The following is an 11,583-nucleotide window of genomic DNA, read 5'->3' as shown; positions in this document are numbered from 1 at the left end:
GTCTGGCGGATGTTGGAAGGTCAGCTGGCGAGCTGGCGCCGGAGGGTGGCGCTGCGGCGGCCAACTGAACGGGACTGGCGCGGAAGTGCCAGTTTGTCCAGCACCTCCAGCGCGCTCTGGTGTTCGTTGAAGGTGTAGATGTGGATGCCCGGCGCTCCGGCCTCGAGGGCCGCGTTGGCCAGGTCCACCGTGGCCCGGACACCGATCCGGAGTCGTTCGCCGTCGCTGTCCGCGGCGGCGAGGCGGGCCAGGAGTTCCGGTGCCGGTTCAACGCCTGTCAGTTCGCCGAGCCGTGTGACCCGGCGCAGGCTGGTGAGCGGCATAACGCCCGGGATGATGGGGATGGTGACCCCGGCCCGGCGTGCGCGGCTGATGAGGTTCGCGTACTGCTCGGTATGGAAGAAGACCTGGGTGATGGCAAAGTCGGCGCCGGAACGCTGCTTGGCGAGCAGCACCTCGACGTCGTGGGCTTCACTGGGTGATTCCGGGTGCCGCGTGGGGTACGCGGCGACGCCCACGGCGATCTTGCCCGCACACAGCAGGGCCGACCGCCGCTGTTCAACCCGCCGGATGAGTTCGATCAGGTCCTGCGCATACCGCAGTGACCCTGCGGCGAGCGGTGCACCGTCCTTGGGCTGGTCGCCCCGGAGGGCCAGGATGCCCCGGACGCCGGTGTCCAGGAGGTCGCCGATGATCTCCGCCAGTTCCTCCGGCGTGTTGCCCACGCAGGTGAGGTGGGCGAGGGGCCGGAGAGTGGTTTCCAGGAGGAGCCTGTTGATGAGTTCGACGGCGGTGTCCCGGTTCGAGCCACTGGCACCGTAAGTGACGGAGACATAGTCCGGCTCGGTGGTTTCCAGTTCCCGGATGGTGGTCCAGAGCGACTCGGCCGCGGCCGGCGAGCGGGGCGGGAAGAGCTCGTACGAGAGCGCCACGGGGGCAGCCTCGGTGAGGTTCGGATGCGTTTCAATAAGGCTTGGCGGTGACATTTGCGTCCTTGGCTTTGGGCCATTGCCGGCTACCGGTCAGCAAATGTGACGGTGAAGCCGGGAATGAATTTGAGTTTGGGAACACGGAAAACTCCACAGGGACGCAGCCGCGACTGTTACGCCTGTAATGAAGTTGTCCGTGAGCAAATGTCAGGCCCACATGGGGGCACCCACACCCTCCACAATCGGAGGATCGCTGACACGTTACCTCGGTAACTTGTATAGAACTCTAGGAGCCCGCGGGGCACCCTTCAAGTCCGCCGCCGAATTAAGACGCAGCTTTACGGCGTGTTTCGCATTGGTGCAGAATTTTCTTCGCCATATTGGTCAACGGATTCATCGGGGCATACTGCAGACCCGCCGCTGCCTTGGCCTGTTACCAGGGCCGGTCAACACCCGGCCCGAAGCCATCGTCCCGGAGGTACTCGTCCCGCTCCTGCCCGGAATTCCGCTCGCTTTGGGCTTCCCTGGCGCTGTCCCTGAGCTGCTCAAGCTGGCTCTGCTGGCCCGGATCCGCCGGAAGCTCGTCCTGCCCAGGCACTTCCGGCGGTTGCGGGGTGGTGTTGTCCGCAGCCACTGCATCGGCCTTTTGCTGCATCCGCTCCGCCGCCTGTTTCAGTTGCTCCCCCGCGCCGGATTCGGCGCCGGATTCGGCGCTGGCATCAGCGCCGGCATCCGCGCCGGCGGCAAAGCAGCCCTCCGGAGCAGCCTCCACTACCGCAACGCCTTCGGCGAACAGCCGGGCCGCCGCCGTCGGATCTTCTGTTTTGGCCGCGGCGTCACCGAGGCGTTCGATGGTGAGGGCCAGGTTGACCCGGACGACGCACTCGTCGGCCGTGCCCGCCAGGGACAGTGCTTCTTCGAAGCGTTGGCGGGCGGCAGCGAAGTCCCCGGCGAGGAACAGGCCGTCACCCTCGGCGAACGGCGCCTTGTGCGGTTCGATGAAATTGGCGGTCCGCAGTCCGCTGGCGGCATCCGCCACGCCGACGGAGTCCCCGGCCGCGAAGGACCGGGCAGCAGTGTCGGCGAGAATGCCCACGCTGAGCAGCTTGGCGGACAGGCAGAGGATCAGGAGTGCGGGCAGCGCCGACCACCACAACAGCCGACGGCGGCGCTCCCGCCGGTCCCGTGAGGTCACCGACGGTGCCGGTTTCTGCGGTGCCGGTTTCTGCAGTGCCGGTTTCTGCGGTGCCGGTTTGGGCGCATGCCGCATCATGTTCGAGCTCCCGGTCCGGGCCGGAGCTGCCGGTATTGACGCAGCACCAGGAATGTCTCGCGGAGGGCCAGCAGGAACGCTCCGGCGGCTAGGAGCCAGTAGTGCTCCGTCCGCCCGGCGACGTCGGCATCCGTCGGTGCCCGTTGGAAGTCCCCGGGATCAGCGGCCTGCATCATCGGCGCCACCGGGTCTCCGGCCGAACGGTGGACATAGGGCACCCCCAGCTGACCGGCAATCCCTTGCAGGCGGCCTTCGTCGATGACCGATAATGCATCCTTGCCGGTTCCGGATGACCGGTCCTGGATGTAGCCGGCGCCGGCGTCCTGCCCCGAACCCTGCCCCGTGTTTTCCTTCATCCGGCCGCCGGCCGCCGTGCCGTAGCCGAGCACCGCGCCGCCGTCCACCAGGCCGCCGTCGAGCCTGATCGCCGCCGGTGCCTTGGCGCTGGTCTGTTCACCGTCGCCCAGGTAATAGACCAGGCGCGGCCGTTCTGGATGGCTGTCCCGCGCGGCGCGCAGCCGCTCCGCCAGCAAGGTTCCGGCAGCGGTGACGCTGCTGCCCTTCGAAAATGCCGTGACCTGCGGCTGCAGGACGGACACGCTGGTGTCCAGGGCGGTGGCGTCGGTGGTGAGGGGCATCCGGACAATGGCGTTGCTGTCGAACGTCAGGAGCGAAAAGCGGGCCCCGGCCAGTTCACCCGCGATGGCCATGATGTCCTGCCGCACCCCGTCCAGCCGGGGCGAGCCGTCGCCGTAGTCTTCGGCCACGATGCTGCTGCTGGTGTCCACTACAAAGAAAACGTTGACATCCGCCGCCGCGGCCTGGGAGCTTCCGCCGGGAACACCCGGCCGGAGCGCCGCGGCCAGGAGCAGCAGCACCAGGGCGCTCCTGAACAGCCAGTCGCGGCGTGTGCCGGCAGAGCGCACCCGCGACGCCTGGACGAGACGCCAGACCAGAAACAGCCCGGTCGCGGCGATGAGCGGGGCCATAACCCACCAGGGCAGGATCGGTTGCAGTGTCATGGCCGGAGCCTCCACGAGGCGCCCGCCAGTACCAGGCCGGACAGGAGTGCCAGCGCGAGCGGCAGCTCGGGCCGGTCCGAGACAACCGCACGGGGTGCTCCCTTCATCGCCGTGGCTTCGGTTTCCTGCACGGATCGGACGATGTCCACCACGGCATCCGGGCTGTCCAGTTGGTGGTATGCCCCACCGCTGGCTTCGGCCGCTGTGCGCAGCCTGGCTCCGGGCTGGCCGGGGCCGGGTCCATAGTCAAAGTCGCCGGGGTTCAGGGCGTAAACGCGCACATCGCGCTCCTTGGCCAGGGCGGCCGCCTGTTCCAGGGTGAAGATGGGATCGCCGGACAGGTAGTTGTCCGTTGCCAGGACGATGGACCGCGAGCGCCGCTGACCGGCGACAGGAGTGCCGGTCTCCGCTCTGCGGGCATCCGCGGCGCCGGTGTCCGGGAACCCGTTGACGCAGGACGCCAGGCCGTCGCCGATCAGCGAAGATCCGCGGCCGTTCCAGGTGCCGTCCAGGAATCCCGCACTGCCGGGTTTTCCGTCGAATGCGTCTTGGGCCAGCTGGAGTTGTTCCTGGACGTACCCGTAGTCGTCGGTGAGCGGGAAGACCTGGACGGCGCTGCTGTCGAAGACGGTGAGGCCGATCCGTTCGCCGTCGAACTCCTTCGCAAGTTCGGCAAACACCTGCACCACCGCAGCGTCGGCGCTGCTCATCGAGCCCGACGTGTCCAGGCACAGCATGATGTCCCGGTTGCGCTGCTCCGGCTGGATGGTAGTCAGCTCCACCGGGCGCGCCGCAGCGGCCACCGCAGAGACCAGCAGGGTTACGGCCGCGAGAGCGGCCACCGCCAGCCAGCGGCGGTGCCGGCGGAGGGCCGCCTGGTATTCGGGCAGCGCGGTGAGGCGGTCCGCATTGGCCACCGGCCGCCGTCGAGCGTTTGCGTGGCGGTCCGGGCGGAAGGCGCGCCATCCTGCCAGGGCCGCGAGGACCAGCGCCGGAGGGATCAGCCACCAGAACATCAGTTCCATTGCCGCACCGCCTGGCGGGCAGTCGCGGCCGATTGCGGGACCGGCGGCAGCGGTTCCAGGCCGAACTCGCCCGGGTAGATCTTGCCGACGGCCTCGGCCACTGGGGGCAGCGGGTGCCCGTGCAGCTCCGCAAGGGTCATCCTGGGGGCGTCGATGCCGGTGACGTCGCGGGCGAACCGGCGGACCAGGAGGCTCAGTTCCTGGTGCGACTCCCGTGCAGTCAGCAGCCCGGCGGCGGCGTCTGCCGTGACGGCGTCGATCCTTTGCAGGTAGGCCTCCTTGAGGCCCTCAAGGTCCGACGGCGGAGTGAACCGGGGCGCCTGCTCGGTCAGCTTCGGTTTGCGCGTGCTCAGGAAAACAAACGCGTACCAGCCCAGGACCGCTGCCAGTAGGGCGAGTCCGGTCCACAGCCACGCCTGGCTGTACTGGAGGGGTCCGTAGATGCCCGGGTCAGCCTGCACGCCGGTGCCTTTCCAGGAGGGCGAAGAGTTCCGTCATAACCGCACTGCTGCCGGTCACGTGGCCTTGGGTAATGCCGGCGCGACGGAGCATGGCGTGCCGGGCGGCGTCCCGTTCCCCTGTTGCCTTGGCATAGGCCGCCGCGACTGCCGGGGATGCTGCCAGATGTGCTGGCAGCATCGACGAGTCTGCCACGCTGAAGGCGTCCTGGCCGGTGTTTCCTTCCCCGGCCAAGTCAGCGTCCCGGATGGTGAGCCAAAGGACCTCATGCTGGGCACGGAGCCGGCGGAGCAGCTGTTCGGTGTCGGGGCCGGCGGCATGTTCGTCGGACACCACAAACAGCAGGAACCGGCCCTTGACGTTGCGGGCCACGTATTCCAGCTGGTCCTCGATCCTGCTCGGGCCTGAGTCCAGGGAGGTGGATGAGTCAACCTCGCGCAGGAGCCGTTCCAGATGCGGCTCACCGGCTTTGGCGGGAATGGAGCGTGTCCCGTTGCGGTCGCCGCAGACCAGGCCCACTACGTCGCCGTGCCGGTGCGCCAGGTAGCCCACCACGCCGAGTGCCATCACGGCGATGTCCTTTTTGGTTTCGCCGTCGCGGGACTCTGCAGCCATTCCCCGGCCTGTATCGGCAATCAGCAGGACGGTCTGGCGCCGTACGGCGACATACCGTTTGATGAGAGGCGATCCGAACCGGGCGGTAGCCTTCCAGTCGATGTCGCGGACATCGTCTCCGGGGATATAGGCGCGCAAGTCATCAAAGTCGAGGCTGCGGCCGCGGAAGACGGAACCGTATTCGCCGTCGAGCATGCCGCGGGCTTTCCGGTGGGCGAAGATGGCCATCTTCGCCTTCACGCGCTGCAGGAGACTGGTCACCGCTGCCTCAGGGAGTCTGGACGGAGGCCACGACCGCGTCGATGATCGTCTCCACCGGCACCTGCTCTGCAACGGCGTCGAACCCCAGGATGAGGCGGTGCCGGAGCACACGGTGGGCGAGGGACTTCACGTCCTCCGGGATCACGTGGTCCCTGCCGTTGAGAAGTGCCACTGCCCGGGCGGCCTGGCTGAAGGCAATGCTGGCGCGCGGGCTGGCGCCGAACTCGATGAAGCCGGCGAGCCGCTGGTCGATGTACTGCCCGGCGTTCCGGGTGACAAACACCAGCCCCACGATGTAGTTGATGACGGCCGGGTCGATATAGATCCGCTTCACCAGCTCCTGCACACTAATGACGGCGTCCAAAGAGGCGGCGGCCGCAGGCTTCTGCGCTTCAGTGAAGACCCCGGCGTCGATCCGGCGGATGATTTCCGTTTCCTCGGCCGGCGTGGGGTAGTCCAGCACGTCTTTGAGCATAAAGCGGTCCATCTGAGCCTCCGGCAGCTGGTACGTGCCTTCCTGCTCGATGGGGTTCTGGGTGGCCAGCACCATAAACGGGGACGGCAGCCGGTACTCCACTCCCCCGATGGAGGTCTGCCGCTCCTGCATGGCTTCCAGCATGGCGCTCTGGGTCTTGGCGCTGGAGCGGTTGATCTCATCAAGCAGGACGATGTTGGCGTGCACCGGCCCCAGCTGGGTGATGAAGGTGCCCTTGGCGGCGTCGTAGATCTGCGTGCCCACGATGTCGCTGGGGAGCAGGTCCGGCGTGCACTGGATCCGGCGGAACTCTGCGCTGACTGCTTCGGCCACGGTCTGGGCGGCGGTGGTCTTCGCCAGCCCCGGAACGCTTTCGAGCAGGATGTGCCCACCGGTCATCAGGCCCACCAGCAGGGATTCACGCAGCCGCGCCTGGCCCACCACCTTGGCATCGAAGCTGCGGGAAATGTTCGCCACCACCTGCTGTGCACGGGCCAGTTCCGCCGGCTCGATTCGTGCGGGCGCACTGGTCTGAAGCAATGGATTTCCCCCTGATGGCTGGTGGTCTACGGATATTGGCCCGGGTGTGCTGCCGTTCGGCTGCACTCCGTCCGCCATCCTATCCAAGACACCTCCCGGTCCGGCCGCAATGGTGACCCCTCCCCATCGCGGCCCTGCAGGTCTATCCTTTTGCCATGAGTGAGCTTCCAGCCAGTTACAAAGAGTTTCTCGCCGACAAGAGCGAGCGGTTCATCCTTGCCGTCAAGCCTGTCCTGCAGCAGTCCGCTGCCGACAAATCCCATGGTGTCCGGGTTACCTACAACGCGGGTCCCACCGGCCACCAGGCCCACCTCGATGACAGCATCCCCTTCGGCGTGGTGGTCGAGGACATCGACTGAGGTTCCGGCCGGCACCGCTAGCCCTTCACTGCACCCGAGAGCGCGAAGGAGCTGCCGGCGCCCCTGGCCACGATGACATAGAGAGCCAGCACCGGGACTGAATACAGGATGGAGAAAGCGGCCAGCTGGCCGTACGCCACTGCGCCGTGCTGTCCGAAGAAGCTGAAGATCGACACCGCTGCCGGCTGTCGGGCTTCGGACAGGAGCAGGACGAACGGGACGAAGAAGTTCCCCCAAGCCTGGATGAACACAAAAATGAACACCACGCCCAGCCCCTGCCGCATCAGGGGCAGGACGATGGTCCGCAGCGCCGTTAATCCTGACGCACCGTCCACCCAAGCCGCTTCCTCCAACGACACCGGGACTGCGTCCATAAAGTTCTTCGTCATCCAGATGGCCATGGGCAACGTGGTGGTGGCCATAAAAAAGATCGTGGCGGGCATCGAATCCAGCAGTTGAAGCTGCACAAACAACCCGTACACCGGCACCATGATGGCCGTGATGGGAAGGCAGGTTCCAAACAGGATGGTGTACATAAACGGCTTATTGAACCTGGACTGGTAGCGGGACAGCGGGTAGGCAGCCAGGACTGCTGCCACGAGGTTCACGGCGGCCGTGCCGGCGGACAACACCATGCTGTTCCAAAGCGGCTGGAAGAGCAGCCCCTGCGTCATGATGGCGGCAAAGTTTTCCAGGGAGACCCTACCGGGGAGCCTTGTCTCATGCCCGGCGGAGGCATCCAGGGACGCAAACACCAGCCAGAGCAGCGGCAGGACAAAGCAGGCACCGATCAGGATCAGGGAAACGTCCGCCGGCATCCGGGCACGCTGCTGGGCGCGGGAAACTGCGCCCGTCCCGGACCGGAGCTGCCCCCGCGCGGAGGTCCCCGCCGTCGTCGTCATGGTTTGCCCTCCCGCAGGAGCCGGACGTAGGCGGCACCGAACACCACGCCAATGAGGATCAGCACCGACGCCACCGCCGTGCCGTAGCCGATGTCGCCGAACTTGAAGGCCTCCAGGTACGCCAGCACCGGCAGCGTAGTGCTGGCGTTGGCGGGACCGCCCGCTGTCATCACCCAGATGAGGGTGAACACCGCCAGCGTCTGCAGGGTGATGAGCATGAGGTTGGTGGCGATGCTGCCGCGGATCATGGGGATGGTGATGAAGGCCAGCCGCTGCCAGCCACCGGCACCGTCCATCAGCGCGGCCTCCGTGACCTCACCGGGGATGTCATTGAGCGCGGCGCGGTAGACGAGCATGGAGAACGCCGTGCCACGCCAGATGTTGGCAAGCAGGATGGCGACCATCGGGAACGAATACAGCCAGTCGGTCTGCCCTATCCCCAGCCCGCCCAGCATCTGGTTCAACGTCCCGTCGCGGCTGAAATACGCGTAGGCGGCGAAGGCGGCCACGATCTCGGGCAGCACCCACGCAGCCACCACCGCAGTACCGACGGCGGCGGCCACCGTCCGGCGGGCCCGCCGCATCAGCACCGCGAGGGTGAGCCCGAGCAGGTTCTGGCCCAGGATGGCAGAGCCGCCCACGAACAGGACTGTCAGGCCAAGCGAGAGCGGCAGCACCGGATCGGACAGGAGCCTGGCGTAGTTGTCGAGCCCGATCCAGCCGGGACTGCGGGCATTGCGGCCGGTCAGGGCTGCGTTGGTGAATGACGCGTGGAACGCCCAGAGCACGGGGCCGGCCAAAAACACGAGCAGCAGAACCACAGCCGGGAGTACGGGGAGCAGCCGTGCCTGGCGCCGGAGCCCGGGGCGACGCCGCCGGTGGCCGGACCGGTCACGCCCTAGGGAAACCGCCACAGGCTACCGGGCGACGGTCTTGGCCTCACCGACGATGCCCTTCACCGCCGTGTCATAGTCGGCGGCCGCCTGCTCCGGGGATTTCGCCCCGGTGATCACAGCTTCCGTGGCCTCCTGGACGGCCGCCGAAATCCGCGGGTAGTCGGCCGTGGCCGGCCGGTAGTGCGTGACGGCCACGAGCTCGGATACGTCCTTCACAAACGGGTTGGCCGCCTGGTAGCCGGCGTCGGCGGCGACGTCCTCCCGCACGGCGATCTGGGAGCTGGCGATGTTGAAGGCCAGGGAGTTCTTCTGGTTCAGTGCCGTGGCGAGGAACTCAAACGCGAGGTCGGGGTTTTTGGTCTCCGCTCCTACCGCCAGGGTCCAGCCGCCGGACATGCTGACGCCGCCGGGTGCCTGGCCGTTCTGGGTGGGGAACGCCGTGACGCCCATGTCCTGCCCGTACTCGGCCCACTCGTAGCTGCCGCCCTTCTGCCAGAACGACGGCGAGTAGGAGCCTTCCACGGTTGCGCCCATCTTGCCCTGCGGCAGCCATTCGCCGAAGACCTTCTTCCACACATTGGCGTCGAGGGCCTCCGCCGGGGAGACGGCCAGTTTTTCGTCGTAGAGGGTCTTGAGGAACGCCAACGAGTCGGTGAACCCCGGGGCACCGACTACCCACTTCTTGGCGTCGGCATCGTAGAGTTCGGATTCCGTTCCGTAGAGCAGTTCGTAGAAGCTCTGCATTACGGTGCCTTCGCCGCTGGCCTTGCCGGCGTACATGTTGAACGGCACCACGGAGGCGTCACTGGCCTTGATTTTCCGGGCGGTGTCCAGGATGTCCTGCCAGGTGCGGGGCTCCCACGGGACGCTGACGCCCGCTGCGGCGAGCACCTTTTTGTTGTACCAGATAGCTCGGGTGTCGGTGCCCAGCGGGACCGCGTATGTGCCGCCGTCGTCCCCCAGGCCGGCGGCCTTAGCGCCAGCATCGAAGGTATCCCAGTCCTTCCACCCCTCAAGGTGGCTGTCCAGCTTCAGGAGGTACCCGGCGTCGACGTCGGAACGCACCTTGAAGGTGTCTTCATAGAAGATGTCCGGGGCGGTGGAGGGCGAGCGGAGAGCGAGGGCAAGCTTGGTGCCGTAGTCGTCGTCGTTCGCCTGGATGGGCTCCAGGGCAACCGTGACGCCCTGGTTGGCGGCCTCAAACTCCTGTTTGGCCGCCTGGAAGAGCGTGTCCAGGGCAGTGAAGGAATCGGTCTTTTGGTAGACCACCTTCAGTGTCTTGGTCTCCGCTTCGGGGGCGGCGGGGGAACACGCCGTCAGCACTAAGGCTGCGGCGGCAATGAGTGACGTGATTCCAAGGGCCTGACGACGCATGATGCTCCATTTCGGTCAATGGCTGCCGTCCCCTGTGTCTGCGGGCCCCCAGCCGCGGCGATATCCACATGCTAGATGGGGCTCCTGCCACTGGCAAGGAGCCCCGGTTCAGACTTCCAGGAGAAGCCGCTGCGCCCGGGGCGCCAGTGTATGCTCCAGGACCAGGCAGGCAGCTCCAACGGCGCCGACGTCCTCACCCACTCCCGTGCCGACAACCTCGATGGTGTGGATCAGGCGGGCCGCACTGTTGGTGTCCACGAGCGCCGGGATCTTCTCCAGGTAGCGGTCGGCGATCCGGCTCCAGAAGGGCCCGCCGAACACAACCCGCTCCACATCCAGCGTGTTGGTGACCACGGAGACGGCCCGGGCCACCAACACCGCTGACTTGTCGATGATCGCCAGGGCCTTGGCGTCGCCTGCATCGGCAAGGTCGCACAGCTGGGAGAAGCTTTGCTGCACTTCGGCTCCGCTGGTGTGCTTGCCGGAGCCGTCCAGGATGCCGGCGGCAACGGCCTCCGCCACGAGCACCTGCGGGATGGCTGAGGACTTCACGCAGCCGCGCAGTCCGCAGTCGCAGACCGGGCCATCGGGGTCCACCACGATGTGGCCGATCTCGCCGGCGTTTCCTGACGTTCCACGGACCACCTCATCGTTGAGGACGATGCCGCAGCCGATACCGGTGCCCATGTACATAAAGATGAAACTGCCCGAGCCGCTGGGCCCGCCGGCCCATGTCTCGGCGACGGCGGCGCTGGTGACGTCCTTATCCACCAGGACGGAATAGCCGGTGGCTTTGGCCAGGGCGTCCCGAAGTTCCACACGGTCCCAGCCCGGCAGCAGCGGCGGGTCCACCACGGTGCCGTTGTCCAGATCGATGGGTCCCGGAGCGGCCAGGCCCAGGCCGGCGATCCGGCTGGTGTCCACGCCGGACTCGGCAACGAGCTGCTCGATCTCGGTGGCCATGGTGGACATAACGGCGGCAGGATCATTCCCGCCGGGTGTCTTAATCCGTGAATGCTGTACAACGGCGCCCACAAGATCGAGGACCACGAACGTGGTGACGGCGGGGTCCAGGTGGACGCCGATGGCATACATTCCGCCCGGGTTGAGGCGAAGCATGGTGCGCGGTTTGCCGGGGCCGCTGCCTTCCTTGCCGGCTTCGACGATCAGGTGCTGGTCCAGCAGGCGGCGGGAGATGTTGGAGATGGTCTGCGGCGAGAGGCCCACAATCTGGGCGAGCTCCACGCGGCTGAGCCCCCCGGATGACCGGCGGATGGCATCCAGGATGACCGTGAGGTTGAAGTCCCCCATGCGCGGAAGATTAGTCCCGCGCCGTGGCGCCGAGGACTGGCGGATTTCTGGCACGGTCTCCCCTAGGTTTTCGGCCGCGTATTCATGATGTCTGAATGGTACGTTACCTCCTGATCAACGCCCAGAGCCGGAGGTGGGGCCG

Annotated in this window: 12 protein-coding genes; 1 reads left to right on the top strand and 11 read right to left on the bottom strand. The window is 66.8% G+C overall.

Translation table 11 applies throughout. The annotated features are described in order from the left end of the window. Positions 1 to 20: 20 nt before the first annotated feature. The 7 genes from AU252_RS20195 to AU252_RS20165 all read right to left on the bottom strand — a co-directional run bounded on the left by AU252_RS20195 (position 21) and on the right by AU252_RS20165 (position 6,599). The gene (locus AU252_RS20195) at positions 21 to 986 is read right to left on the bottom strand and encodes a methylenetetrahydrofolate reductase (RefSeq protein ID WP_058932240.1); all 966 of its coding nucleotides are present in this window, start codon (positions 984 to 986) and stop codon (positions 21 to 23) included. A 376-nt stretch (positions 987 to 1,362) separates the two neighbouring features. Continuing rightward, positions 1,363 to 2,202: a hypothetical protein gene (locus AU252_RS20190; protein ID WP_240484237.1), complete on the bottom strand. Its 840-nt coding sequence runs from the start codon at positions 2,200 to 2,202 to the stop codon at positions 1,363 to 1,365. Next, a complete protein-coding gene (locus tag AU252_RS20185) occupies positions 2,199 to 3,224 on the bottom strand; it encodes a vWA domain-containing protein (protein WP_058932239.1) in 1,026 nt (341 codons plus the stop codon). The genes AU252_RS20190 and AU252_RS20185 overlap by 4 nt, the downstream gene beginning before the upstream one ends. Continuing rightward, positions 3,221 to 4,249 (bottom strand): vWA domain-containing protein, encoded by a 1,029-nt coding sequence (locus AU252_RS20180; protein ID WP_058932238.1) that lies wholly within the window; start codon positions 4,247 to 4,249, stop codon positions 3,221 to 3,223. Before AU252_RS20180 ends, AU252_RS20185 begins: the two co-directional genes overlap by 4 nt. Further along, positions 4,240 to 4,710 carry a hypothetical protein gene (locus AU252_RS20175; RefSeq protein ID WP_058932237.1) on the bottom strand — a complete coding sequence of 157 codons (471 nt, stop codon included), beginning with the start codon at positions 4,708 to 4,710 and terminating at the stop codon, positions 4,240 to 4,242. Before AU252_RS20175 ends, AU252_RS20180 begins: the two co-directional genes overlap by 10 nt. Beyond that, complete coding sequence (locus AU252_RS20170) at positions 4,700 to 5,584, bottom strand: DUF58 domain-containing protein (protein ID WP_058932236.1); 885 nt, start codon at positions 5,582 to 5,584, stop codon at positions 4,700 to 4,702. The genes AU252_RS20175 and AU252_RS20170 overlap by 11 nt, the downstream gene beginning before the upstream one ends. A 7-nt stretch (positions 5,585 to 5,591) precedes the next feature. After that, entirely contained in the window at positions 5,592 to 6,599 is a 1,008-nt protein-coding gene (locus tag AU252_RS20165; RefSeq protein WP_058932235.1) for an AAA family ATPase, read from the bottom strand. Between the two features lie 155 nt (positions 6,600 to 6,754). Between AU252_RS20165 and AU252_RS20160 the strand changes: the two genes are divergently transcribed. Further along, complete coding sequence (locus AU252_RS20160) at positions 6,755 to 6,958, top strand: hypothetical protein (protein ID WP_056341538.1); 204 nt, start codon at positions 6,755 to 6,757, stop codon at positions 6,956 to 6,958. A 17-nt stretch (positions 6,959 to 6,975) separates the two neighbouring features. Here the strand turns inward: AU252_RS20160 and AU252_RS20155 are convergent, their stop codons facing one another. The 4 genes from AU252_RS20155 to AU252_RS20140 all read right to left on the bottom strand — a co-directional run bounded on the left by AU252_RS20155 (position 6,976) and on the right by AU252_RS20140 (position 11,441). Then, the gene (locus AU252_RS20155) at positions 6,976 to 7,860 is read right to left on the bottom strand and encodes a carbohydrate ABC transporter permease (RefSeq protein ID WP_058932234.1); all 885 of its coding nucleotides are present in this window, start codon (positions 7,858 to 7,860) and stop codon (positions 6,976 to 6,978) included. Then, the gene (locus AU252_RS20150) at positions 7,857 to 8,774 is read right to left on the bottom strand and encodes a carbohydrate ABC transporter permease (RefSeq protein WP_058932233.1); all 918 of its coding nucleotides are present in this window, start codon (positions 8,772 to 8,774) and stop codon (positions 7,857 to 7,859) included. The genes AU252_RS20155 and AU252_RS20150 overlap by 4 nt, the downstream gene beginning before the upstream one ends. A 3-nt stretch (positions 8,775 to 8,777) precedes the next feature. Continuing rightward, positions 8,778 to 10,130 carry an extracellular solute-binding protein gene (locus AU252_RS20145; RefSeq protein ID WP_058932232.1) on the bottom strand — a complete coding sequence of 451 codons (1,353 nt, stop codon included), beginning with the start codon at positions 10,128 to 10,130 and terminating at the stop codon, positions 8,778 to 8,780. Positions 10,131 to 10,238: 108 nt separating this feature from the next. Further along, on the bottom strand, positions 10,239 to 11,441 hold the full coding sequence (locus tag AU252_RS20140; RefSeq protein ID WP_058932231.1) for an ROK family transcriptional regulator: 1,203 nt from the start codon (positions 11,439 to 11,441) through the stop codon (positions 10,239 to 10,241). Positions 11,442 to 11,583: the final 142 nt, after the last annotated feature.

Origin of the sequence: Pseudarthrobacter sulfonivorans (genome assembly GCF_001484605.1) — a bacterium.
Classification (GTDB): domain Bacteria; phylum Actinomycetota; class Actinomycetes; order Actinomycetales; family Micrococcaceae; genus Arthrobacter; species Arthrobacter sulfonivorans_A.
The sequence above is the reverse complement of the archived record's forward strand: the minus strand, read 5'-3'. Positions and strand labels throughout refer to the sequence as shown.